The organism is Rummeliibacillus stabekisii (assembly GCF_007988965.1).
Classification (GTDB): Bacteria; Bacillota; Bacilli; order Bacillales_A; family Planococcaceae; genus Rummeliibacillus; species Rummeliibacillus stabekisii.
The window spans coordinates 64,719-89,045 of sequence record NZ_BJVD01000003.1 but is presented as its reverse complement, the minus strand read 5'-3'; the positions used below and the strand labels follow the sequence as shown (position 1 = coordinate 89,045).

The 24,327-nt window shown below is 37.9% G+C and carries 23 protein-coding genes; 18 read left to right on the top strand and 5 right to left on the bottom strand.

The genetic code is table 11. The features are described 5' to 3' along the window. Nucleotides 1–10 precede the first annotated feature (10 nt). The gene (locus RST01_RS08065) at nucleotides 11–2,659 is read left to right on the top strand and encodes a valine--tRNA ligase (protein ID WP_147195846.1); all 2,649 of its coding nucleotides are present in this window, start codon (nucleotides 11–13) and stop codon (nucleotides 2,657–2,659) included. A gap of 70 nt (nucleotides 2,660–2,729) precedes the next feature. Here RST01_RS08065 and RST01_RS08060 read toward each other — a convergent pair whose 3' ends face one another. Both RST01_RS08060 and RST01_RS08055 read right to left on the bottom strand, forming a co-directional pair. Next, nucleotides 2,730–3,524: an ATP-grasp domain-containing protein gene (locus RST01_RS08060; RefSeq protein WP_147195844.1), complete on the bottom strand. Its 795-nt coding sequence runs from the start codon at nucleotides 3,522–3,524 to the stop codon at nucleotides 2,730–2,732. A gap of 4 nt (nucleotides 3,525–3,528) precedes the next feature. Further along, a complete protein-coding gene (locus RST01_RS08055; RefSeq protein WP_147196118.1) occupies nucleotides 3,529–4,395 on the bottom strand; it encodes an ATP-grasp domain-containing protein in 867 nt (288 codons plus the stop codon). Nucleotides 4,396–4,480: 85 nt separating this feature from the next. Here RST01_RS08055 and RST01_RS08050 point away from each other — a divergent pair, with 85 nt between their 5' ends. Beyond that, complete coding sequence (locus tag RST01_RS08050; protein ID WP_147195842.1) at nucleotides 4,481–5,725, top strand: bifunctional folylpolyglutamate synthase/dihydrofolate synthase; 1,245 nt, start codon at nucleotides 4,481–4,483, stop codon at nucleotides 5,723–5,725. A gap of 84 nt (nucleotides 5,726–5,809) precedes the next feature. Beyond that, nucleotides 5,810–7,516, top strand: a complete 1,707-nt coding sequence (locus tag RST01_RS08045) for a sensor domain-containing diguanylate cyclase (RefSeq protein WP_147195840.1) — start codon at nucleotides 5,810–5,812, stop codon at nucleotides 7,514–7,516. A 47-nt stretch (nucleotides 7,517–7,563) separates the two neighbouring features. Here RST01_RS08045 and RST01_RS08040 read toward each other — a convergent pair whose 3' ends face one another. Genes RST01_RS08040 through RST01_RS08030 form a run of 3 tightly spaced genes read right to left on the bottom strand, consistent with a single transcriptional unit; the run spans nucleotide 7,564 to nucleotide 9,989 of the window. After that, on the bottom strand, nucleotides 7,564–9,063 hold the full coding sequence (locus tag RST01_RS08040; protein ID WP_147195838.1) for a DUF7305 domain-containing protein: 1,500 nt from the start codon (nucleotides 9,061–9,063) through the stop codon (nucleotides 7,564–7,566). Beyond that, a complete protein-coding gene (locus RST01_RS08035) occupies nucleotides 9,060–9,521 on the bottom strand; it encodes a type II secretion system protein (protein ID WP_147195833.1) in 462 nt (153 codons plus the stop codon). The genes RST01_RS08040 and RST01_RS08035 overlap by 4 nt, the downstream gene beginning before the upstream one ends. 3 nt (nucleotides 9,522–9,524) lie before the next feature. Beyond that, the gene (locus RST01_RS08030) at nucleotides 9,525–9,989 is read right to left on the bottom strand and encodes a type IV pilus modification PilV family protein (RefSeq protein WP_147195831.1); all 465 of its coding nucleotides are present in this window, start codon (nucleotides 9,987–9,989) and stop codon (nucleotides 9,525–9,527) included. 424 nt (nucleotides 9,990–10,413) lie between these two features. Between RST01_RS08030 and RST01_RS08025 the strand changes: the two genes are divergently transcribed. From RST01_RS08025 to mreD, 15 genes are all read left to right on the top strand, one after another. Beyond that, nucleotides 10,414–11,814: a VanW family protein gene (locus RST01_RS08025; RefSeq protein WP_147195829.1), complete on the top strand. Its 1,401-nt coding sequence runs from the start codon at nucleotides 10,414–10,416 to the stop codon at nucleotides 11,812–11,814. An 11-nt stretch (nucleotides 11,815–11,825) separates the two neighbouring features. Next, nucleotides 11,826–13,490, top strand: a complete 1,665-nt coding sequence (locus RST01_RS08020) for a GspE/PulE family protein (RefSeq protein WP_147195827.1) — start codon at nucleotides 11,826–11,828, stop codon at nucleotides 13,488–13,490. An 11-nt stretch (nucleotides 13,491–13,501) separates the two neighbouring features. Next, a complete protein-coding gene (locus RST01_RS08015) occupies nucleotides 13,502–14,545 on the top strand; it encodes a type IV pilus twitching motility protein PilT (protein WP_147195824.1) in 1,044 nt (347 codons plus the stop codon). Further along, on the top strand, nucleotides 14,542–15,750 hold the full coding sequence (locus tag RST01_RS08010) for a type II secretion system F family protein (RefSeq protein ID WP_147195822.1): 1,209 nt from the start codon (nucleotides 14,542–14,544) through the stop codon (nucleotides 15,748–15,750). Before RST01_RS08015 ends, RST01_RS08010 begins: the two co-directional genes overlap by 4 nt. A 133-nt stretch (nucleotides 15,751–15,883) precedes the next feature. Next, nucleotides 15,884–16,306, top strand: a complete 423-nt coding sequence (locus RST01_RS08005; protein WP_147196116.1) for a prepilin-type N-terminal cleavage/methylation domain-containing protein — start codon at nucleotides 15,884–15,886, stop codon at nucleotides 16,304–16,306. A gap of 148 nt (nucleotides 16,307–16,454) precedes the next feature. Next, complete coding sequence (gene pilM / locus RST01_RS08000; protein WP_147195821.1) at nucleotides 16,455–17,435, top strand: type IV pilus biogenesis protein PilM; 981 nt, start codon at nucleotides 16,455–16,457, stop codon at nucleotides 17,433–17,435. Next, entirely contained in the window at nucleotides 17,432–18,019 is a 588-nt protein-coding gene (locus tag RST01_RS07995; protein ID WP_147195819.1) for a PilN family protein, read from the top strand. Before pilM ends, RST01_RS07995 begins: the two co-directional genes overlap by 4 nt. Then, the gene (locus RST01_RS07990; RefSeq protein ID WP_147195817.1) at nucleotides 18,016–18,873 is read left to right on the top strand and encodes a hypothetical protein; all 858 of its coding nucleotides are present in this window, start codon (nucleotides 18,016–18,018) and stop codon (nucleotides 18,871–18,873) included. Before RST01_RS07995 ends, RST01_RS07990 begins: the two co-directional genes overlap by 4 nt. A 12-nt stretch (nucleotides 18,874–18,885) precedes the next feature. Then, nucleotides 18,886–19,641, top strand: coding sequence for a prepilin peptidase (locus tag RST01_RS07985; RefSeq protein WP_147195816.1), 756 nt, complete (start codon nucleotides 18,886–18,888; stop codon nucleotides 19,639–19,641). An 84-nt stretch (nucleotides 19,642–19,725) separates the two neighbouring features. After that, nucleotides 19,726–20,355, top strand: a complete 630-nt coding sequence (locus tag RST01_RS07980; RefSeq protein WP_147195815.1) for a hypothetical protein — start codon at nucleotides 19,726–19,728, stop codon at nucleotides 20,353–20,355. Nucleotides 20,356–20,449: 94 nt separating this feature from the next. After that, on the top strand, nucleotides 20,450–21,061 hold the full coding sequence (locus RST01_RS07975; RefSeq protein WP_147195813.1) for a Maf family protein: 612 nt from the start codon (nucleotides 20,450–20,452) through the stop codon (nucleotides 21,059–21,061). Further along, nucleotides 21,051–21,749, top strand: a complete 699-nt coding sequence (radC, locus tag RST01_RS07970) for a RadC family protein (RefSeq protein ID WP_147195811.1) — start codon at nucleotides 21,051–21,053, stop codon at nucleotides 21,747–21,749. The genes RST01_RS07975 and radC overlap by 11 nt, the downstream gene beginning before the upstream one ends. Nucleotides 21,750–21,844: 95 nt before the next feature. Next, the gene (locus RST01_RS07965; RefSeq protein WP_147195809.1) at nucleotides 21,845–22,861 is read left to right on the top strand and encodes a rod shape-determining protein; all 1,017 of its coding nucleotides are present in this window, start codon (nucleotides 21,845–21,847) and stop codon (nucleotides 22,859–22,861) included. 14 nt (nucleotides 22,862–22,875) lie between these two features. Beyond that, complete coding sequence (mreC, locus tag RST01_RS07960; protein ID WP_147195807.1) at nucleotides 22,876–23,778, top strand: rod shape-determining protein MreC; 903 nt, start codon at nucleotides 22,876–22,878, stop codon at nucleotides 23,776–23,778. Then, nucleotides 23,778–24,305, top strand: coding sequence for a rod shape-determining protein MreD (gene mreD, locus RST01_RS07955; protein WP_066788529.1), 528 nt, complete (start codon nucleotides 23,778–23,780; stop codon nucleotides 24,303–24,305). The genes mreC and mreD overlap by 1 nt, the downstream gene beginning before the upstream one ends. Nucleotides 24,306–24,327 lie beyond the last annotated feature (22 nt).

Below are 24,327 nucleotides of genomic sequence, written 5' to 3'. Positions count from 1 at the left end.
AGGAGATCTAATGGAAGAACAAAACACATCCATGTCGACTAAATATGAACCACAGACGATTGAAAAAGGCCGCTATGAATGGTGGTTGAAAGGCGATTATTTTAAAGCGCAACCTGACAGCGAGAAAAAACCTTACTCAATTGTTATTCCGCCCCCAAACGTAACAGGGAAATTGCATCTAGGCCATGCATGGGATACAACATTGCAAGATATTTTAATTCGTATGAAACGTATGCAAGGGCATGATGCGCTTTGGCTACCTGGAATGGACCATGCAGGTATCGCTACACAAGCAAAGGTGGAAGCGAAGCTAAGAGAACAAAATATCTCTCGCTATGATTTAGGACGTGAAAAATTCCTTGAAAAAACATGGGAATGGAAAGAAGAATATGCTGGCACCATTCGTGAACAATGGTCAAAACTAGGTTTATCTCTAGACTATTCACGCGAACGTTTTACATTGGATGAAGGTCTTTCAGATGCAGTAAAAGAAGTATTCGTTAAATTATATGAAAAAGATTTAATCTACCGTGGTGAACGAATCATAAACTGGGATCCACAAGCAAAAACAGCATTGTCAGATATCGAAGTAATTTATAAGGATGTTCAAGGTGCTTTCTATCATATGGAATACCCACTAGCAGATGGCTCAGGTAAACTTGAGATTGCGACAACACGTCCTGAAACTATGCTAGGTGACTCTGGTATTGCTGTTAACCCGAACGATGAACGTTATGCACACTTAGTTGGCAAAACAGCTATTCTTCCGATTGTCGGCCGTGAACTTCCAATTGTAGCAGATGATTATGTTGATATGGAATTCGGTACAGGCGTTGTTAAAATGACGCCAGCACATGATCCGAATGATTTCGAAGTCGGCAACCGTCACAATTTAGAACGCATTAAAGTAATGAATGAAGATGGTACGATGAATGAATTGGCTGGCAAATACCAAGGTATGGACCGCTTCCAATGCCGCAAGCAGCTCGTGAAAGACTTACAAGAGCAAGGCGTCCTTATTAAGATTGTTGACCATATGCATTCTGTTGGCCATTCTGAACGTACAGGAGTAGTAGTAGAGCCTTATCTTTCAAAACAATGGTTTGTAAAAATGGCACCACTTGCAAAAGAAGCGCTAGAATTACAAGAAAAAGAAAACGAAAAAGTAAACTTTGTACCAAATCGTTTTGAAAACACCTACACACGCTGGATGGAAAATGTCCACGATTGGTGTATTTCACGCCAACTATGGTGGGGCCATCAAATTCCGGCTTGGTACCACAAAGAAACAGGCGAAGTGTACGTAGGTAAAACTGCTCCTGCGGATGAAGAAAATTGGACGCGTGATGAGGATGTCCTTGATACATGGTTCTCATCTGCTTTATGGCCTTTCTCCACAATGGGCTGGCCAGATGTAAATAGTGAAGATTTTAAACGCTATTATCCAACAAGCGCATTAGTTACAGGCTATGACATCATCTTCTTCTGGGTATCACGCATGATCTTCCAAGGGCTTGAGTTTACTGGTGAGCGTCCATTCAAAGACGTTTTAATCCATGGTTTAGTACGCGATGGGGAAGGACGTAAAATGTCCAAATCACTTGGTAACGGGGTTGATCCAATGGATGTAATCAGTCAATATGGTGCTGACTCACTTCGTTATTTCCTAGCAACAGGATCATCACCTGGCCAAGATCTTCGTTATACAACTGAAAAAGTTGAAGCTGTTTGGAACTTCTCCAATAAAATTTGGAATGCCTCACGTTTTGCTTTGATGAACATGGATGGCATGACATATGAAGAGATCGACCTGACTGGTGAAAAATCAGTTGCGGATAAATGGATTTTGACACGATTAAATGAAACCATCGAAGAAGTAACAAGACTTGCTGATAAATACGAATTCGGTGAAGTTGGCCGCCATTTACACAGCTTTATCTGGGATGATTTCTGTGACTGGTATATTGAAATGGCTAAATTACCGCTTTATGGTGAAGATGAAGCCGCGAAGAAAATGACACGTTCAGTTCTAGCTTATGTTCTCGACAATACAATGCGTTTGCTTCATCCTTTCATGCCTTTCATCACTGAAGAAATTTGGCAAAATCTACCGCATGAAGGCGAGTCTATTACTGTTGCTTCTTGGCCTACAGTAAAGGATGATCTTCACTTTGCTAAACAATCTCAGGATATGAAATTGTTGATGGACATTATTCGTGCTGTTCGTAACATCAGAGCAGAAGTTAATACACCAATTAGCAAAAAAGTACCGATGTATATTTCTGCAAAAGATGCCCAAACACTGGCTGTCCTAGAAGAAAACAAAGCATATATTGAAAAGTTCTGTAATCCAGAAACACTTTCACTAGGTGAAAATCTACAAGTCGACATGAAAACCATGTCAGCTGTCGTGTCAGGCGCTGAAATTTTCTTACCGCTTGAAGGTCTAATCGATGTGAAAGCAGAAATCGAACGACTTACAAACGAGTTGAAAAAATGGGAACAAGAAGTCAAACGTGTTCAAGGTAAACTAAACAATGAACGCTTTGTATCCAAAGCCCCTGAAGATGTAGTTGCTGCAGAGCGTGAAAAAGAAGCAGACTACCTAGAGAAATTTACTACAGTAGAAAAACGTATTGCTGAATTAAAGAATATGTAAAGAAAAAGCCGCCCTTTTGGATAGGGGCGGTTTTTAGTATGAAGAGAATGTATTGTAGCCACAAAGATTTTTATATACTGTCAACCAAATGATTCATCAAAATCTCTGCCAAATCATCGTTAAACAATTCATAAAAAGATCTTGCACCGACAGGATCCTCAATTTCATTTAACATCCAATCACAATTCGGAAGAAGTAAGAAGTCGATGCCGATATAGTCACTTTGCAGAACTTTTTGCAAATGTAAAATTTGTTGCGTTTGAGTCTCTGATAGCGTGTATTTTTCAATTGATCCGCCACGTGTATAATTCGAACGAAAATCATCATTGCCAACGCGCTTGACGCAGCCAATGATTTGGTCACCAACAACCCATGCTCGAAGGTCTGTGGCATATGTTTCGATATAAGGTTGTAATAGTGTTACTCTATCATGCCATTTCTTTTCATAATGCGAAAGTTGTTCAGCGTTCTGGCATAGTGCGACTTCATCGCCGCCATGCCCATCTACTGTTTTGATGACAACAGGGAAGTCACGCGCTTCGTCTAATATTGGAACAGTCGGAATACCGAGGGAATTAGCAAACTCTATTGTTTTTCTTTTATTATTTGCCAGGTCATTCACAAATGGTTTATTTACTATTCTAATTCCTGCTGATTGTATTTTTGATGCAATAGAGGCTGAGCGTGTGCGGTTCCATACAAATAGAGGATTATCCAAGCGAGCTAGAAAACTGTCGATATCTAAATCATCCACAAAGACTAACTCCAATTCCACATCTTTCCTCTTAGCAGCTTCTATCATTTCTTCAATAAAAAATCTATTATTGAAGGCATCCTGCTCCTCATATAAGATATATGCTTTCATATGATCACCCAATTTTCTTCAAAATATATTGAATAAATGGCACACCGACATTGATGCCAGTCACTTCATATAAGTTGCGAATATGCGCTGCTGCGTTCACTTCACATACGAGTGGTTCTTCGTTAGGTCCGAATAGAAGATCTACACCTGCAAATTCGGCACCAACTGCTTTTGCTGCACGGAGCGCAATATCTTTTTGCTCCTCTGTTAATGCAATTTTTTCTGCAACGCCACCGTTTGTGATATTCGCCCTGAAATCTGTTTCCGAATGGCGATACATAGCAGCTGCTACCTCATCACCGATTATATTTACGCGAATATCTCTGCCACGGCTAGAGGAAATAAACTCTTGAAAGACAAAATCAACGCCTCTCAATTCGTCTACTTTTTTATAGAAGTCCTTTTCGGTTGAAATAAGATACACTTTCATGCCGAATGAGCCGTGTCCTTCTTTTATAATCATAGGTAAGCCCAACGTTTTAAGTACATTTTCAAAATAACCGCTATCTCTTATGGTGAATTTAGGATATACCTTTGGTGCAATGATAGTTGTTGGCATTGGTATTCCTTTACTAGCAAGCTGTATGTATTGTTTTGCTTTGTTATCGCATGTTTCAATTACTTCTGGGTCATTGAAAATAGGTATTCCTTTATTTTTTAGGTAAGTGGCTAATAAAATATCTTTATCTAAGAAAATCACAAAGTCAGGCTTTTTCTCTAGTTCCTCGCCAAGCTTCATCATAATCTCATAGTTTTTAAAAATCATGGGTCTCACATCAAGAGCTTCCGCCGCTTCTGCCATCAACCTTGCTTGATCTAAAAACTTATCATTTATTAAGCTACCATTATATATAATCCAGCATGTTTTCATCATCAAAACCCTCTCACACAAGTGCTATAATATATTTTAAAGTGTAGCATGAAAAATGTAGAATACATAGAATGGAGTTTTTACTTTGATACCTAGATTAGATTATTATAAGGAACGTTTCCATATATCGAGCGATTCAGCAATCAAACCGGGATTAACGGCAATTCAAGAAGCACTAGAGTTAGTAGGGCACCCGGAAAAAAACTTGCCGGTTATCCATTTAGCAGGCACTAACGGCAAGGGGTCTACGCTTACAATGATTGAGCGAATAGCTCAAAGCCATGAATTAAAAACAGCCTCTTTCATGTCACCATGTATGAAGGACGTACATGACCAAATCAAATTAAACGGGGAGCCAATTGCGCCTGATGAATTAGCTGCCATTTTTAGTATTATGAGAGATGCAGATTTAAACGGAAAATGTACTGATTTTGAATTACTAACAGTTGCAGCCTTTCTAGCATTCCAGCGTTTTCAAGCGGATATTGTGTTAATTGAATGCGGAATGGGTGGACGTTATGACAGCACAAATGTTGTGATGCCCATCGTTTCAGTTGTGCCTAGCATTGCGTTAGAGCATACAAACTTTTTAGGTGATACACTAGCCAGTATCGCGGGCCATAAGGCAGGCATTATAAAACAAGGTAGACCGATAATTACAGGCGATCTGCCAGAAGATGCAATGGCAGTTTTTATAGAAGAAGCCAAGCAATGTGAAGCACCGCTTTTTGTATATGGAAAAGATTTCTCTGTTGAGGGAGAAGAGAAATCAGAAACCTATATCGCACCAAATTTTCGAATTAATAATCTAGACCGTAGCATGCCGGGAATGCACCAGCGTAGCAATATGGCGCTAGCAATCACAGCATTTCTCCAATTTGCACAGCATCTACATATACAAGTTCACCCAGAGGCTATTCAAAATGGGATTAGCTATGCGCAACTTGCAGGCCGCTTTGAGAAAATTTTCAGCAAATTATATATTGATGGAGCTCATAATCCCGCAAGTGCAAGAACACTAGTAGATACCGTTAAAGAACAGTTCAGAGGTCAAAAGATACACTTTATTGTAGGTATGTTGAGAGACAAGGATGTAAAAGGTGTTTTGCGTATTTTAGAAGAAGTAGGGACTGGTTTTACATTTGTTGATGTAGATAATGAGCGTGCGATGCCTGCTGAAAATTTATATAACTTATCTAGTAGTCATGTTAAAGAGGTCTCAAAGAAAAATATTCGTCATATAATAGAGGAAAAAAATGATGAAATAGTCATTATAACCGGCTCTTTATATTTGCTTGCAAGTTGGCGAGAGGAACTATTAAATGGGTAAAAATGTCTATTTTTGATAATTGAAACTATTTTAACTTGTGGTATAATTTACATTATCTATTTGCTGAATGGGAGGAAAGCAGGAGTGAAAAAGTCGTTTGCATTTCAACTTGTGGTCTTCATGATATGGATCGTTTGCATACCTCTCAGCATCTATATGGTATATCTATATTATCCGCCGAATGAAGCTACTAATTGGCCATTGTTAGCAGGTTTTACGGCATTAAGCCTTTTAACCTCGGCGTTTCCAGCATTCATTAATGGAACTCCCTTTTTCTTAACACAATGGGTAAGTCTCGCTTTGTTTTTGCGTTTTGGATTATTTATTGAAATAGTAGTTTTTCAGATTTCATTAGTTCCTTTACTATATAATTTGAAATTAAATCGCAATATGTTATATCGGATTCCATGGAATTCTTTTATGTTTTTCCTTGTATCACTTCTCAGCGGATTAGCCTTTTTGTGGCTTGGTGGAGATATACATTCCATGAACACAGTGGACATTGTAGGATATGGTTTGCTCTATATTGTTGTAAACATTACAGCAAATCATGCTCTTATCAAAATCAGTGGGATTTTATTAGGTCAACGGATAAGATTCTTTACAATTGATGATACTTGGGATTATCTTATTTGTGCGTTTGCACTTCCGATGGGTCTTAGTCTTTATCTGCTTGGTCAGTATGTAGGTGTACTTTCAATAATCCTTCTTGGTATTCCATTTTATATGGCCACGCGACTATTGCAGCTTTATACCACTACGAGTAAAGTTAATAAAGAACTTTCAGAAGCGGCCCATTTTGGCCACCAATTAGCAGATCAACTGGATTCGGAAGAAACGCTAGACTTATTTATTGAACGCGTACCGAAAATGGTTTCTATAGATGGACTTTATTTGATTGATCGCCGACAGCAGACGGGTACATTATCTGTACTACGAGCTTATGAAAATGGAAAACAAATCTTAAAGAATGCAACACATAAAGAATTAAGCCATAGTTTGTTATCTGAAACGATAGAAAGTGCAGATAAAACTGTATTTTGTAAACGTGAAGAATGGTTGCCATATAGTGGTTCCTTTTTACTTCCGAATACGCAAAGCGCTCTTGTTTTGCCGTTTTGTCGAAATCATCAATTGGAAGGTGTACTACTGCTAACATCACGTAAGAAGAATAATTTCCAAGACTATCAGGTGAAAATGCTTGAATTAATTAGCTCCTACTTTATTGTTTCATTAGAAAAGGCTCGGTATGTAGAAAAAGCAAAACATAGCAGTGAAAGATGTGGTTTGACAGGGTTATATAATTATCGTTATTTTGAAGATTATCTAAATTCCAAGATGAATGAATTAAAGGAACACACCATTTCAAATCTGTCTCTTATTATGCTCGATATCGACTATTTCAAAGGTATAAACGATCGATATGGTCATGAGAGCGGTAACGAAATACTTCGTGGTTTAGCCGCAGTCTTGAAACGAGAAGTCGGGGAAAAGGGTACACTTGCACGCTATGGCGGCGAGGAATTCGTCATCCTCTTGCCAAACTATACAAAACAACAAGCATTGCTACTAGCTGAAAAGCTACGTGAGCGAATTGAAATGCAACCGTTTGAAATCGTGCCGGATCTACTTGAAAACGTCAAGCACCTTATTGTCCACATCACCGCAAGCATCGGCGTATCTTCAGCTTATGAAGATACCGACAATGCTACAAACCTTCTCCGCAACGCTGACCATGCGATGTATAAGGGAGCGAAGGAGCAGGGGCGGAATAAGGTGGCGGGGTTTTAAAAAAATAGATAGAAAAACAGCTACCTTTTTGTTGGTAGCTGTTTTTATTATTTTTCTTTTAAAGTGCCGTCAAGCGAAGTTAATTTATTTGGATTTTCTTCATAATTCTTATAAGAATTGGATTCACTTTCAATTGAATTATTAGGGTCAAAAATTATTGTTGGGCCACCACTAGCCTTGAAAGTCTTTGCAATAATAGCCCCTTTAAATTGTCCTCCTTCATAAATGCTAAAGTCAGCATTAGGTGCTAAAAACATTTGGGTGTTAACCCTAGTGCCCCCACTTATTGAAACTTTAGTGCCTCCAGTATAAATATTCCCTTGAAACCCTGATCCTGCAGCAATATTTATATCAGCTTTTTCTGCATACAATGATCCATAAATTTTTTGATCTCCACTTGTAGTAATGGGTTCAGACCCTTTATAAAAAATTTTTAAATTTGAAATGTCTTTAACATTGTTTGTTTCGTTCAAAGTACTTCCGCTTCCGGTAATAATTTTATTTTTCACATATAAGGTTAATTTTCCAGTCCCTAATATTTTAATATGCCCATTGGTTAAGTCTAAATTGTTGACAAGAATGCTTTTATCGCTATTACCAGTGTCAATGAAAAGCACGTTATTTTCATTTAATTTAATATCATTAAATTTCATGTTAGTTGACATTGTTAGTTTATATTTATTTGAAATATTATTAGTTATTAATAAATCATGATTGTTAATTACTTTTGTAGTATTCCATTGGTCTTTTTGTATTTCTTGATCAGGTGGATATGGCAATTTCTCTAATTCAGTAAATTTTTCGGAAGGGAATTCTGGTAGATGAATGTTAATTGGTATTGAATATTTAATTACTGGGGGTTTATACCCCGCATGAGTTGGTAGTGAAACAATACTCTCGCTTTTGTTTTTTTCTAACGCTACTTCTCCACCATTGATTTTTATACCATCATTTTCTAGGGAAAATTTATTTAAAACATGAACGGCATATTTACTACTTAAATTTTGGGATACATCACCTGTTTCTGCATTATCTGCATTAAATATAATTTTATAGTTTTGCGAGACGGTTCGCTTTTCGCTTCCAATAATACCATCAGAAGATAGTTTATATACCAATGGTCCACTATTATTTGTATTTGTTACAGTAACCTTCGCTTCTGGTGTTGTGCCGAAGTTCTTTTCAAACGCACCGATTGTATTACTTGTTTGCGAAATATTATTCAATACTAATTTATAAAATTCACCTTCGAAATTATATTTTGCTTTATTCTCTGGAGAAAGTTTTTCATATATATTTTTTATTGAATTATAGGCAGCATAAACTTTCTTATCTAAGTCCTCTTTCGTCTGAGTTATACCTGACTCAGCAATATAATAAGCTGCTTGGTCAATTCTTTCATGATCTGCTTGTTTCATAGTAGTAGCAGTGGTACTCATTAAGCTTAATGCTAAAATAGAGATAACAGCGATTACAAAGACTGATAAGATTAGAGTATAGCCTTTGTTGTTTTTTAGGGGTTTTAGGTACTTGGATATTTTTCTCATTGGTCAGCACTCCTAATATACACAGTAGTTGTAACTTGGTTACCCTTTATATTATTAATATATATTGTATATCGTTTTCCCGTGTTGCTTATAAAGAATTCCATTATATTATTTGCATAGATAGAACCGTTCAGTTTTATTGATTTTGATTGTTCATCGAATTCGTATTTTTTATTATTAACATTTACTCCTGTGTATAGTACTTCCTTTTGTTCATTTTTTAAGTTTGTTTGGTTAGTTAGAGTAACGCTATTTGTCTTTCTTATATCTTTAGTAATTGATTTTAGAACATATGATATTTCTTTTAGCTGTTGATTTGTTGTGAATTGCTTATTATACTGCTCTGTACTTTTCGATTGTATATTTAAAATAAGAATTGCTAAAAAACCAATGATTACTATTGCTGCAAGTATTTCCACTAGTGTAATTCCCTTCTGATTTGTTAATCGTCTTTTCATAGCCTAATTTCCCTTCCAAACGATTAATTTTTCCATTAAAGCTTTTTGTTTATTATCCGAATTTGAGTTAACTTGGATAACAACACTTTTCAATGAGACGTCACGGTTTTTAAGTGTCAAAGTCACTTTGAAATTGCTCTTAGCAGTTTTAGTGAAAATAGTTGTCGAATTTGGCTCAGCTGTATAACCTAAACCGGAATCTTCAGGATTAGTGGGATCAGTAGGTTTAGTTAAAGTTGCTACATTTAGAACCCCATTTGTACTTGCATTATAGACTTTCTCCATCTCCGTTTGTGCAACATAGGTAGCATCAACAATCCTCTCCGAACTCTTAGTAGTCTTAGCTGTATTCACGAACAGTGTAAAGAAAGAAAAAAGAACAATAACTAAGATTACGAAAGATGCAATCACTTCTGTAAGTGTGACCCCTTTTTCATTCACTATTATTTTTTTAATTTGATAAGCCATATTTTCTTTCCTTTCTACTGACCCCTAATAGTCTTGAGAGGGAGTATCTATTTAGCCACTGTATACCAGTTTAGCTAATTGTTTATTTTTATTGTCTTAAAGGAATGTAACAATATATAGGTAGGTTTTTGAATAATTTAAATAAAAAGAATTTAATAGAAGCGGTTGATAAAAATGGAAAAACCCCTTAAACAAATATGTATTTTATTTGTAAAATCAAGGAATTAATTTATGATTAATTCTAACTCTTTAGTATATTTTACAGTTTATTTGAAAGGATTGCTATGAGTTTTATCATAATAACTAATGCGAATTTCAATAAAATATAATGATTAAGTGTAAAAAGTCATATCTTTTATTCGGATTACCATTTATAATAACAGTATCCTAGAAATATAAATTAAGCAACGAGATAGGTGATGAGATGAAAGTCACTCCAATATATAAAATTATTACAGGTTTGTTCTTACTCTCTATAATACTAGCATCTGCGAGTTATGTGAATTTGCATGTTTTTGCTGCTTCTAGTGGTTCGACAATCGGATCTGTCGCTGTAGAGGACTTATCAGATGGCGAAGTTAAAAAGCAATTAAACCGTGTAATAAATAAATGGAAGAATACAGAGCTCTCAGTCCTAGTGGGTGAAGAAAAAGTCCTATTGAAAGCAGAAGATTTCCAATTTGATATTGATGAATCTATCAGTACATATAAAAAACGCACTGCAAAACCTTGGTATGCTTTTTGGGAAAAGAAGCCGATTGTTCATGAACCATTACAGGTTAGTGCTACTGATTCCTTAGTGGGAAAAATAAGTGAACATACAAAACAAAATAGCGATGAGATTGTATCACAAGTACTTGAAGCGGCTTCTTATTTAAAGAAATTCCCTCTTAAGATAAAGGATGCTAATTTTTCAATCGAAGATGGTGAACGAATTTCTTTCCAAGCTGTTCCAGTCAAGGATGCTGATTTAAGTAACATCGTTGTATTAGCGAAGCAATTAGATGGTTTTATTATTGAAGCTAATAAACCTTTTTCTTTCAATACATTCGTAGAGCAAGTAGAAATTAATAACGATGACTCATTAAGCCTCATGGCATCTGCTTTATACAGTACTGTTTTACAAAGTTCATTTGAAATTACAGAACGACATCAAGATGAAGAAATACCGACACACGTCAAGCCAGGTTATGAAGCGATAGTAAACCCATTTTTAGACAAGGATTTGAAATTTATTTCTCATGGAACAGTTCCTGCCAAGATAGCTGCCACGGTCAGCGGAAATGAATTAAAGGTATCACTTTATTCACTGTCTGGAAGCCCTGAAGTCTTAGTTTACGAGAAAGAAAGAAGATCTATTGAAGCACGTACTATATACCGCTATATGTCCAATTTAGCGGAAGGGGATAGTAAGACTGTAGAGAAAGCGAAACCAGGTTTACAAGTTTACATTTATCGAACGATAACAGACGAGAATGGTAAAACAGAAAATCAATTAATGAGTCAAAATTATTATCCTCCAATAAATCAAATCATTGAAACATCTGCAAAACAAACCGCTCCAATAGATAATAATTCTGAGCCCACTACAGATGGATATGTGGAGAATCAGCAGGGGACGGATCAGGGATTAGGTGAACCACAGCAAGAGGAGTCAACAAGCCAACAACCTATGCCTAGTAAGGACAAGAATTCAAAAGATGATTCAGAGTTGAATTCTTCAAAAGAGCCTCAAGCAACCACAAGTAAAAATGGAGGTAGTGTTCCAAAAGGAAGCCATTACAATAAAACAGGTGATATTGTTACTCCGAATGATTCCAAATAAGGGGGATTCTCATGGTACTTTCAAAAAGAAAAAGGCTTGGTGATTTATTAGTTGAAGCAGGCGCCATAACCTCACAGCAACTTGACTACGCCCTTCAAAATAAATCGAAAGATGAGAAACTGGGCGACTTTTTGATTCGGGAAAATTTGCTTACAGAGCAACAGCTGATTGAGGTGCTGGAGATTCAACTAGGTATACCTCAGATTAGTATTAGTCAATTTGTGATTGATCCTGAGCTTGTGCACTTGTTGCCTAAAGAAATTGCAAAACGTTCGCTCATTATGCCTTTAACTCGTGAAAAAAATAAGCTGTTGATTGCAATGGCCGATCCAATGGATTATTTCTCGATTGAAGAAGTCCGTATGGCAACAGGCTGTCAAATTGAGACAGCAATCGCATCAAAAGATGAGTTAAATAAAGCCATTAGTAAGTACTATGATTTGCAGGAGACTATGGATGCAGCTCTTAATGATTTAGTTCCAACTGAAACATTTGAAGAGCCGGAAATGTTTGACGATGATTCACCGATAGTCAAATTAGTCAATCAAATCATCTCTAATGCAGTAGTACAAAGAGCAAGTGATATACATTTTGACCCACAAGAAACTGAGCTGCGAATCCGCTACCGAATTGACGGAGTTTTGAGAACAGAGCGTTCTTTGCCGCGTAACATGCAAAATATGATTATCGCGCGGATTAAGATTATGGGCAATTTGAATATTACAGAAAACCGTTTACCTCAAGACGGACGTATTAAAGCAAATATTAATCTTCATCCTGTCGATATTCGACTTTCTACCTTGCCGACAGTATATGGCGAAAAAGTAGTTATGCGGGTGTTAGACTTGACCAATTCTCATGGAGATTTGCAAAAGCTCGGTTTTTCACCAATGAATTTGATGCATTTCAAAGAAGTAATTAGTAAGCCAAATGGTATTGTCTTAATTACAGGTCCTACTGGTTCAGGGAAATCTTCTACACTATCTACTACTCTTAATTATTTAAATAGCGAAGAAGTGAACATTATTACAGTTGAAGACCCGGTTGAATACCAGATTGAGGGGGTAAACCAGATACAAGTTCGTGAAGAAATTGGCTTGACCTTTGCTGCAGGTTTACGTTCCATTCTTAGACAAGACCCCGATATCATCATGATAGGAGAAATTAGAGATACAGAAACGGCTCAAATTGCTACACGAGCGTCTTTAACTGGCCATCTAGTGCTAAGTACGTTACATACCAATAGTGCAGCTGAATCAATTTCTCGCTTATTCGATATGGGGATTGAACCATTCTTACTATCATCTTCTATAGTTGGGGTTGTGGCGCAGCGTCTTGTACGCCGAGTATGCAGAGATTGCGGAAAGTACGAAGACGTTTCAACTGAAGAAAAAGATATTTTTTCAATTCATGGCATAAACATTTCACATGTTAAACGTGGAAGCGGCTGTCCATCTTGCAATAACACAGGGTATAGAGGGCGCTTTGCAATCCATGAATTATTAATCGTAGACGAAAAAGTGAAAGAATTAATTTTGAACAGAGCCAGTCTAGCGGAAATCAAAAAACATATGGCAACACATGGTTATTGTACATTGCTTGAAGACGGGCTTTTAAAAGTGGCGGATGGCCTAACGACAACCGAAGAGATTCTTCGAGTAGCAACTGATGAATAAGGTGTGATGAAATGACAAAATCAATCGTTGAATTACTAACATATGCAGATGAAGCCAACGCATCCGACCTGCATGCCACGGTCGGTGTGCCCCCATATTACAGAATCAATGGAGCATTACAGCCATATGGAGAAGAAATACTAACGCCGGATGATTTAAATAAGATGATTTTAGAAGTTTTGCCACCTCATCGAATGGAAGAATTCGAGACAAAAGGTGAAGTAGACTTTAACTATTCACTTCCAGGGCGATGCCGTTTTCGAATGAATGCCTATCATCAGCGGAATAGCTCCACATTGGCAGCTAGGAAAATCACAGCAGAAATTCCTACAATCGATGATTTAGGCATGCCTGCTGTACTAAAAGAATTGTGTCAAAAACCTCAGGGACTCATTCTTGTGACAGGGCCAACAGGATCAGGTAAATCAACGACACTAGCAGCAATGATTGATTATATTAACAAGCATCAAGCGAAACACATCATTACATTAGAGGACCCTATTGAATATTTGCATAAGCATGGACAATCGATTGTTAATCAGCGAGAAGTAGGATCTGATACTAGAAGCTTTGCCAATGGACTGCGAGCAGCTCTTCGCCAAGATCCAGATATTATTCTAGTAGGCGAAATGAGAGATTTAGAGACGATTTCAACAGCTATTACAGCTGCTGAGACAGGGCATCTCGTTATGGCGACATTGCATACAAGCAGTGCGCCGACAACAATTGACCGTATTATTGACGTCTTCCCGCCGCATCAACAAGGCCAAATTCGTATACAGCTTGCCAATGTGTTGCAAGGCATTATTTCTCAACGCCTGTTTAAACGGATTGACAAACCAGGGCGCGTTGCTGCTACCGAAATCTTAATTCAAACACCTTCTGTCGCCAATCTAATTCGCAATGACAAAGTGCATCAGCTGACTAACATTATGCAGACAAACCGAGCGCTAGGTATGCATACAATTGATAGTTCGATCCAACAGTTGCTCGCAAAGCGCTTAATCGACTTCGAAACAGCGAAGGTATATATGAATGCGGGTGATTTTGCATGACGGTCTACCGCTTTACAGGACGGAATATACAAGGTGTCATGGAAAAAGGCACTATAGAAGCTGATTCAAAGCAGATAGCGATAAAAAAATTACGTGACCGTGGCATTAACCCTCGGCAAATAGATGAATCGAAAAGTATTCTGCATAGGGATTTATCACTTGGTAAAGCGATGAAAAATGAAGATTTCGTAATTTATTGCCGCCAATTCGCAACATTAATTCGTGCCGGAATTTCCATTGTAGAGGCAACCCATATTTTAGCGGACCAAACGTCAAGTAAGGGCTTGAAGAAAGCGTTGAAGGGTGTTGAAGAAGACATACGTTCAGGGATTGCCTTCTCAGCCGCTGCTGCCAAGTATCCAAAAATCTTCCCAGTTCTTTTCGTAAATATGATGAAAGCAGGGGAAGCAACGGGTAATCTTGATGAAACGCTGGACCGTATGGCGTTTAGTTATGAGAAGTCATTTAAATTGAAGAAGAAAATCCAATCAGCAATGAGTTATCCGATTGTACTTGTTATTTTGATTATTCTGGTATCTGCGTTTATGCTTTTGTGGCTTGTGCCACAATTTACAGCAAATTTCGCGAGCTTTGGAGCAGAATTACCCGCTATTACATTAATGGTTCTAGGGTTTAGTAATGCGTTAAAGGCCTATTGGTGGATTTTCTTTCTCGTAGGGAGCGCTATTATTGGAGCCTTTCTATACCTCTTTCAAAAGAATCCAAAGTTTAACTTTTATGTTCATTATATTTTGTTGAAAATGCCGATTTTCGGGAAAGTGCTGCAAAAGTCAGCCATAGCTCGGATGACGCGGACGCTCGCTTCACTTTTCAGCAGCTCAGTGCCAATTTTAAATGCATTAAGTATTGTCGAGAAAATTATCGGCGATCCAGTGATTGAAGAGGTTGTTCATAAATCACGTACCTCACTTGAAAAAGGAAGCTCGTTAGCAGAACCATTAAAGGAAAGCTGGGTCTTCCCACCCCTCGTTACGCAGATGGTCTCTATCGGTGAACAGACTGGCTCCCTCGACTACATGCTTGAAAAAATAGCTGAGTTTTACGAAGACGATGTGGACCGTACTGTCGATTCATTAAAAGCGTTAATCGAACCAATTATGATTATCCTCTTAGCAAGTATCGTTGGTTTTATCATGGCAGCCGTACTGTTGCCGATGTATAGCTTGTACGAACAAGTCGGTTAAATATTCTATATTGAGAGGAGGTGAAAGGAAATTGATGAACGAAAAGAAAGCAGATTTCCTAGGTGACGAACCTACATACAAAAAAGGAGGAATTATTATGTTTAATAAAATGAAATTGAAAATGAAAAAAGTAATGAAAAATCAAAAAGGTATGACTTTGATTGAGTTATTAGCAGTGTTAGTAATTATTGCGATTGTGGCTTTAATTGCAGTGCCTGCTATTGGGAATATTATACAAAATTCAAAAGACAGAGCTATTTTATCAGATGCTTCTCAAATTATATCAGGGGCAAAAATTGCAATAACTGATGGAGCATGTGATGGAGGTACGACGGCGGCTACTGCATGCAATAAGGATAACCTTACTAAATATGTAGAATTAGATAAAAGCTATGATTCTTATTTAGTGAAGAAAGATGCTTCTACTGGTGCGTACTCTATTCAATTCAGCGGTTTTGCTAATGTAAAGAATACGACAAAATATACAAATACTGCAGGAAAAACTGCAACTACGGATGTTACAGCATCTAATTTGGCAGCAGATCTAGCGAAATAAACTATCTTAGAACAGCAGCCCCTGCTGCTGTTCTCCACTATTTAATCTTTCGCTGAAGAAAGCAAGGTAAGCAAACCGCCAACCATTGCTTTCTCCACCGAAGCATTAAAGCTATAAAGCTTTTTCTTTTCTCCTAGGGGGTACTGACATGTTGTTTAAAAAGAAAAGACGCCATGTGGCGCTCGTATATAATGATTTTATGTTAAAGGCACTGGCATCAAACAGTGATGATTTGTCTCAAGCTAGATACTTTTCCGTTGCACTTGAGGAAGGAATGGTCGTAGAAGGCATCATTGAGGATGAATTTGCCTTTTTTGAGTTGTTAAAAGTACAGGTGAAGAGTTGGGGCATTAAAGGATATGATGCCCGTTTTTATGTACCTGAGAGCACGGTCATGATGAAGAGCATTGACCATCCTTCTGACTTGAAGGACAAAATCGAAATTAGAGCATTTGTTGAAATGGAAATAGGGCGCTCCATTCATTTGCCCTTTGAAAACCCATTGATTGATTTATATGATGCAGATGAAAATGATGGTAAGGCTACTATTTTCGCCACGAATGCGGATGAAGTAAGGAAAATTACAGGACTCTTGGATGATGCAGGCCTTCATCCGTCTGTTGCTGATATTAAGGTGATTTCACTGCTTCGCCTTGTAAATGAAGGGATTGATGGTTTGATTGAATCGACGACACTTCTTATAGATTGGAGCATCAATGAACTGTCACTCGCTATTTATTCTGGAGGAGAAGTGGAATTTTTGCGTTTCCAAACAGTCGAGACAGAGCGTGCGAAATGGAGAACACGCATGACGGAAGAAGGCTTTGATTATGTTTATGAAGATGATGTCATGAACTACCATGCTGCGCTTATGGAGCCTTTAGCTGAAATCGAACGGATTATTAATTTTTATAGATACTCGTTAAATAAAGGGGAAAAGGGTGTGGATCGACTGTTATTGACAGGAGATAACCCTGAAATAGCATATATAGCCGACATGCTTGAAAGCCAATTAAATTTACCTGTTGATGTGTTTGATGATGAATTAATGGCAAAGGTCGCGCCTGACTTTCATGCTCAGCAAGCAGGTTTAGTTAGCCTTGCAATGAAGGAGGCTCCAACAGCATGATTCCAAATATTAACCTCCTTCCAAAAGTTGAACGTAGGACGTCCAATAGATCGTTATTATGGCTCTCGGGCACGATTTTGTTTTTGATCTTCCTTGGCGTAGTATTTTATTATTACTCATTGCAAAGTGATGTTAATTCACTCACTCAGCAGCATCAAAACCTAGCAAGCCAGATAGAAGCTTCGCAAAAAGAAATGGCCACTCTGCAGACAGCGGGACAAGGCTCATTTGACCAATCTGTACAGTATGTCGAATCGGTATCCTATCCGGTAACGCCTATTATTGACAGCGTGAAAGGCTATTTGGCCTCTTATGAGAAGCTGACTTCACTTACATACGGTGAAACAGGTGTGACCGTCATTATTGATTTTGAAACGCTCCATGGCATCTCTACATATGTCCAAAATGTTATAACAGACCCATTAGTTAGCGATGTACAAGTAACTAGTGTCGAGTCCTTCGACCCAGCAAAAAAAGAGTATGATGAAGCTGTAGAAAGCGATCATTTAATCCCACGTTACAAGGCGACGATGGTGCTTTCTATTAACAGAGCAAAATTACTGGCAGAAGGTGATACTCAATGAACTCACTCGGACAAAATAAAAAAGTGACAACCATTCTAGTTATTGCGCTCGTCTTCTTAATAGCATTTGCGATATACTACTATCTTCTTATGCCGAAAATGGAAGAGAGAGATGCACTGAATGCGCAGATAAAAGATGCACGAGTAGAAGAAGTTACTCTAAATAATCAAATTAAAACAATGAAAGAAAATCAGCAAGCAACGAAAAAAAGTCCGACAGAGTTGATGGCTAAGGTACCGACATCAATTGAATTGAGTGATTTAATTAAATCGATAGAACAAGTCGAATTGGCCAGTGATACGCAGATAGTGGATATGGCGTTTAACAACTATGATGCGTCAGTAAAGGAAACTCTACAAACTACTATTGAAGATAATAATTTGGATAACGGCCAATCAACTAATGCTAACAATGCATCAAATGGCCAAGCCCAAGCAACAGGCGATATAAATACAGATGAAAATACAAATGCTCAGACGACAACTGATGCTAAAACGATTAATAATACAAATACTGAAAATGCAAACGAAGTGGTAACAAACGAACAAAATAATGATGAGACATTGCCTGTTTCTCCGATTTCGCTTGATAGTCTACCAGATTCATTAAAGCTGGTTACGATGAATGTGACGGTCGCAGCGAAAGGTGAAAAAGAAATTAAAGAGTTTTTAAAGGAAATTGAGATATTGCCGCGAATTATGCGTATAGATGCAGTGACGTATGAATCCCCGAATAAAGACGTTGAAGCATCAACAGATTCAGAAGAAAATACAAAGGACGAGTTATTGCAAGCGACCATTCAACTTACAACTTTCTATTATGTCGGTCAAGTGGATGATCAAAACGTGAAATAGGAAGTGACTAATTTGGATATTGTGTATGCGATGGTATGTATGATTTTTGGCTTTGTTTTTGGTTCTTTTTATAATGTTGTGGGATTAAGGGTGCCACGGCATGAGTCTATCGTGTCACCACCTTCTCATTGTGAAGGATGCGGGCGGCGTTTGTCAGCGTTGGATTTAGTGCCTGTCTTGTCCTATCTATTCCTAAGAGGGAAATGCCGAACTTGTGATGCGAAAATTGGTTTTTTCCATCCTTTTATGGAATTGTTGACAGGCCTTTTTTTCGGGCTTGCTTATTTGCATTTCGGGCCTTCTCGAGAGCTAATTGTCGCTCTTCTCTTTATATCATTATTGGTAATTATCACCGTTTCTGATATCGTCTATATGTTAATCCCTGATAAAGTTTTATTGCCTTTTGGGCTTATATTGATCATTTTACGAGTGGTATCGCCGCTTGAACCCTGGTGGGACGCATTTGCTGGAGCGGTGATCGGCTTTAGTATTTTATTTTTGATTGCACTTGTTTCAAAAGGAGGAATGGGTGGCGGAGATATTAAGTTATTCTTTGTCATTGGCCTTGTACTTGGTATCCAGCATACAATGCTGGCACTCTTTCTATCAGCACTCATTGGGCTTGTAGCAGGCCTTATCGGTATACTATGGCAGAAAAAAGGACGCAAACAGCCAATCCCTTTTGGTCCTTGGATTGCGTTAGCAAGTTTAATCGTCTATTTTTACGGCGAGAACTTGCTCGAATGGTACAGTAATTTGTTTTTTTAAAGAGAAAAGTTTTTAGGACAAGGCGACAGCAGTCTTGTCTTTTTTTATGCCATTTCTGATAGGGTAATAGGGAGGAGTGATGACATGAAATTTAATCGTGGCAAGAAACGAGAAAAGACACATTTTATGATGGCTGCAGTAGTACATGGCATTTTGATTGGAGTAGCAGGGGTATTGCTCTTCTTTTTCATCCTAAATGCTGCTGAAAAACGGACAATCGCTGAGGAAAAGGAATTACCGAAAAGCAGCGCATTGCAAAAAGTAAAAAATACGAGTAGCGAATCAAAGTTCTATGCCATGCAATACGGCGTGTATTCATCTGAACAAGCTGCAAATGATTTTCTAGCAGGTCATCCTGAATTAGTGAACGTCGCAATTGTGCCAGCAGGAAAACAATATTACTTATGGGGCGGGATTGACCATAGAGAAAAGAATATCAAAAAAATTGTCAATAAAGATTCCTTCATCAAACCTTTCGCATTGTCAGGAGCTAGTTGTGATGAACAAGGATTAAAAATGTTACCACAGATGCTTAGAGCCGACAACTTGTCGAAATTAAATTTTAATAATTCTAAAAAATCAACAGTATTACCAATGAATTGGAATACGAATGTGAAGGCAGTTACTAAAGGATCCAAAGAATTAGAAAGTGTAAAATTGCAGTTATTGGCTCATTATGCAGCCCAAAACGACTGCCTTAATATTAAATTTTAAACTGTTAAAGCATACAAAAAATAAATTTCACCTATTTTCCGTAATTTCCCTTATTTGTACTGGTCGATTATGATAGCAAAAAGGGGGAGAGCACATGTCTATCGTTTTAAAGAAAAATATCATTCTATTGAATCCTGAGGGAAATTGTGAAGAACTTTTTGAAGAGCTTCAACTGCCTTTTTCAACCACACATCAACACATCCCGGTGGGTGATCATTTGCCGGAAAATCCTTTCGAATATGCTAATACAACCGTTGTCATCAAATTGCTTCGTATGAAAGCACCTCATGAGTCGCTTTGTTATTTGCATGTGAAGCGCGTTATTAGCATAGAGGGCACTCTTTTGCCATTGCCCCAATCCAAAAATGAAGCAAGAAACTTTCTAAAACGCTTATCTAATAGGCAACACCGCGTGACGACAGCTGTAGGGATCCGATATGATCAACAGCTCTCGTCTTTTGTTGTTGCATCAGATGTGACGATGAAATGCTTGTCAGAGAAAATAATCCAACAATACATTGAAACAGGGGAACCTTTCGAACAAGATATTGGTTATAATATTATGGGAGTCGGACAGAACTTAGTCAGTAGGATAGATGGCTGCAAATATAATGTTGCAGGGCTTCCTACCAAAATATTAAAAGACTTTTTGAGCGAAAAAGGGATTATGTCGGCATCAGAGGAGGCGGAAGTGCATGGCCACTAATATGGACCTTCCCATGATGATCCGCGATGTGCATGTTGATGATAGACCAAGAGAACGTCTTAAAAGGCAAGGAGCCGAAAGTTTATCGAATCAAGAACTCATCGCTATATTGCTGCGGACAGGCACAAAAAAAGAATCGGTGCTTCATCTTTCTAATCGTATATTGACGCACTTTGAAAAGCTGCATGAGCTGAAAAATGCAACAATTGAAGAAATCACCGCAATTAAGGGGATTGGTGAGGCAAAGGCGATTCAACTTTTAGCTTCCATAGAACTTGGCAAAAGACTACATAAGCAGAGGACAGACGAACGCTATACGATTCGTTCTCCAAAGGACGCAGCGAATTATTTAATGCCGGATATGACATCGCTTTTGCAAGAAAACTTTGTGACGCTCTTTTTAAATGTCAAAAATCAAATTATTCATCAGCAAACGATTTTTATCGGTAGTTTAAATGCAAGCATTGTGCACCCACGGGAAGTATTTCGTGAAGCGGTAAAACGTTCGGCTGCTTCTATCATTTGCGCACACAACCACCCAAGTGGTAACCCTGCTCCAAGTCCGGAAGATATAGACGTGACGAAGCGTTTGCAAGAAGCTGGTTTAATTATGGGGATTGAGCTTCTTGACCACGTAATTATAGGAGATCATCAATTTATAAGTTTAAAAGAGAAAGGTTATATGTAGTACTGTAATTTTTCCTACTTATCCGTTATAATGAAACGTATGATTTTCAAGACTTCTTAAAGTTTATGGCTAAAAATAGAAAGGAAGAACAAAACGTGTTTGGATTAGGTGGAAAAGATGTCGGGATTGACCTCGGCACAGCAAATACATTGGTATTTTTAAAAGGAAAAGGCATTGTGCTTCGTGAACCATCAGTAGTAGCGAAGAATACAAAAACAGGTGAAATTGTAGCAGTTGGTAATGATGCGAAAAATATGATCGGTCGTACACCAGGATCTATTGTAGCTATTCGTCCGATGAAAGACGGAGTTATTGCAGATTTCGACATTACTACAACAATGATTGAGTATTATATGAAAGAAGCAATGAAAGCTTCAGGCGGCAACTGGAAAAAACCAAATGTGATGATTTGTGTACCATATGGTATTACTTCAGTAGAACAGCGTGCCGTTATTGATGCCTCTCGCCAAGCTGGCGCAAAAGAAGCATACACAATTGAAGAACCGTTTGCAGCTGCGATTGGCGCAAATCTACCAGTCTGGGAACCTACAGGTAGTATGGTAGTTGATATCGGTGGCGGTACATCAGAAGTAGCGGTAATTTCATTAGGTGGTATTGTAACAAGTGAATCTGTCCGTGTTGGCGGTGATGCGATGGATGCTGCTATTACAGCTTATATCCGTAAAACATACAACCTGACAATCGGTGAACGTACAGCTGAAACTATCAAAATGGAAATCGGTTCTGCTAGCCCAGAAGGTGAAGTAGAGACAATGGAAATTCGTGGTCGCGATCTTGTGACAGGACTTCCTAAAACTATTGAAATCACATCTATTGAAATTGTAGATGCTTTAAAAGAGTCGATTGCGGCTATTATTGACGGCGTAAAGAAAACACTAGAACAAACGCCACCAGAATTATCTGCTGATGTAATGGAACGAGGAATTGTACTTACTGGCGGTGGCGCGCTGCTTAAAAACTTGGACAAAGTGATCAGCGACGAAACAAATATGCCTGTATTTATTGCAGAAAACCCATTAGACTGTGTAGCGATCGGAACTGGTATGGCACTTGACAATATCGATTTAATGCGTCGCCACCAATCAAAATAAGGGGGAAATAGGCAATGCCACAGTTTTTTTCGAATAAGCGATTAATATTGCTGCTTGTCGGCGTAATCCTCTTAGTGGCATTGATTAGCTTTACCTTACGTGATCGACAAGCCTCGCTTCCCGAGCAGATTATTAAAGATACGGTTGGTTTTGGACAATCGATTGTTGCTAAGCCTGCAAGCTATATTACAGGATTAGTCAATAATGTAGACGATTTAATGAATACGTATGAAGAGAATAAACGTTTAAAATCGCGCTTGGAGGAATTCGGCACATTACAAGCTAAAGTCAATGAATTAAAAGTAGAAAATGACAAGTTAAAAGATTTAGTTGATAAAAAAGATGATTTGCGCAACTTCAATCCGATTCAGGCTAATGTAATTGCACGAAACCCTGACCAATGGGAAGAAAAGCTGATTTTAAATGAAGGTTCAATGAACGGCGTAAAAGTAAATATGGCAGTGCTTACATCTAAGGGATTGATTGGTAAGATAGTACAAACTACACCTTATACATCCCAAGTAGAACTTCTATCGACAAATAATACAAATTATCGTGTATCTGCTGTGATTGCGAATAAAAAAACAGAGGCATTTGGTTTAATAGAAGGGTTTGATCCAAAGCGCAGCGAATTAGTCTTAAAACGGATTGATTCAAGCCTTGCTGTTAAAAAAGGTGATAAAGTAACGACATCCGGCCTTGGCGGTATATTTCCTAAAGGTATCTTAATTGGAGAGGTTACAAAGGTTTCTACAGATGACTATGGGTTGACAAAACTTGCTTATGTTAAACCGGCAGCTGATTTTTCTATGCTTGATCATGTGGTAATTGCCAAACGCCAGTCAATTGCTATTGACGGTTCAGATGGAGCTAATACAGACAAATCAACTAAAACAGACGGAGGAGATCAAAAGTAATGGCGCGATTTCTAATTCCGTTTGTTGCTGTTGTGCTCTTCTTTTTGGAACCTGGTTTTTCATTGTATTCACCCATCGAATGGCATGGCCATCTCTATTATTTAGTGCCGCGGTTTTTAATTCTGTATTTAATCTTTTTGTCAATTTATTATGATCGTAAGCGGGCAATGATGTATGGATTAATATTTGGGGTATTGTATGATATTTTCTATATTGATATTATTGGATTATATACATTCTTGTATCCGTTCATTTGTTTTGTGGCGGGTTCTACAGTGAAATATATACATCAACATCTTGCTATTACTACCATTCTTTCCTTAGTGCTTGTAGCGCTTTTGGAAATTGTCTTGAACCAATTTTTCTTACTCATTTCTTTTACGTCTGTACCCTTTACAGAATTTTTAAATCAACGGTTGATTCCAACCATGATTGCCAATTCTATTTATCTCATCATGCTCGGATGGACGTTTAAGTATTTAATCGAAGCTCGTGTGTTATTAAAGGCAAATCAATCAACGTTATAGCAGAGAAGCGTGAGGTGAAGCA

Bases quoted from the DNA above. Each gene is read 5' to 3' on its own strand.
- RST01_RS07995 (WP_147195819.1), top strand. From the start codon at position 17,432: ATGATTCCAAATATTAACCTCCTTCCAAAAGTTGAACGTAGGACGTCC.
- RST01_RS08005 (WP_147196116.1), top strand. From the start codon at position 15,884: ATGAAAAATCAAAAAGGTATGACTTTGATTGAGTTATTAGCAGTGTTA.
- radC (WP_147195811.1), top strand. From the start codon at position 21,051: ATGGCCACTAATATGGACCTTCCCATGATGATCCGCGATGTGCATGTT.
- RST01_RS08060 (WP_147195844.1), bottom strand. From the start codon at position 3,524: ATGAAAGCATATATCTTATATGAGGAGCAGGATGCCTTCAATAATAGA.
- RST01_RS07980 (WP_147195815.1), top strand. From the start codon at position 19,726: ATGAAATTTAATCGTGGCAAGAAACGAGAAAAGACACATTTTATGATG.
- mreD (WP_066788529.1), top strand. From the start codon at position 23,778: ATGGCGCGATTTCTAATTCCGTTTGTTGCTGTTGTGCTCTTCTTTTTG.
- RST01_RS08020 (WP_147195827.1), top strand. From the start codon at position 11,826: ATGGTACTTTCAAAAAGAAAAAGGCTTGGTGATTTATTAGTTGAAGCA.
- RST01_RS08025 (WP_147195829.1), top strand. From the start codon at position 10,414: ATGAAAGTCACTCCAATATATAAAATTATTACAGGTTTGTTCTTACTC.
- RST01_RS08010 (WP_147195822.1), top strand. From the start codon at position 14,542: ATGACGGTCTACCGCTTTACAGGACGGAATATACAAGGTGTCATGGAA.
- mreC (WP_147195807.1), top strand. From the start codon at position 22,876: ATGCCACAGTTTTTTTCGAATAAGCGATTAATATTGCTGCTTGTCGGC.
- RST01_RS08030 (WP_147195831.1), bottom strand. From the start codon at position 9,989: ATGGCTTATCAAATTAAAAAAATAATAGTGAATGAAAAAGGGGTCACA.
- RST01_RS08040 (WP_147195838.1), bottom strand. From the start codon at position 9,063: ATGAGAAAAATATCCAAGTACCTAAAACCCCTAAAAAACAACAAAGGC.
- RST01_RS07990 (WP_147195817.1), top strand. From the start codon at position 18,016: ATGAACTCACTCGGACAAAATAAAAAAGTGACAACCATTCTAGTTATT.
- RST01_RS08015 (WP_147195824.1), top strand. From the start codon at position 13,502: ATGACAAAATCAATCGTTGAATTACTAACATATGCAGATGAAGCCAAC.
- RST01_RS08055 (WP_147196118.1), bottom strand. From the start codon at position 4,395: ATGAAAACATGCTGGATTATATATAATGGTAGCTTAATAAATGATAAG.
- RST01_RS07975 (WP_147195813.1), top strand. From the start codon at position 20,450: ATGTCTATCGTTTTAAAGAAAAATATCATTCTATTGAATCCTGAGGGA.
- pilM (WP_147195821.1), top strand. From the start codon at position 16,455: ATGTTGTTTAAAAAGAAAAGACGCCATGTGGCGCTCGTATATAATGAT.
- RST01_RS08065 (WP_147195846.1), top strand. From the start codon at position 11: ATGGAAGAACAAAACACATCCATGTCGACTAAATATGAACCACAGACG.
- RST01_RS08035 (WP_147195833.1), bottom strand. From the start codon at position 9,521: ATGAAAAGACGATTAACAAATCAGAAGGGAATTACACTAGTGGAAATA.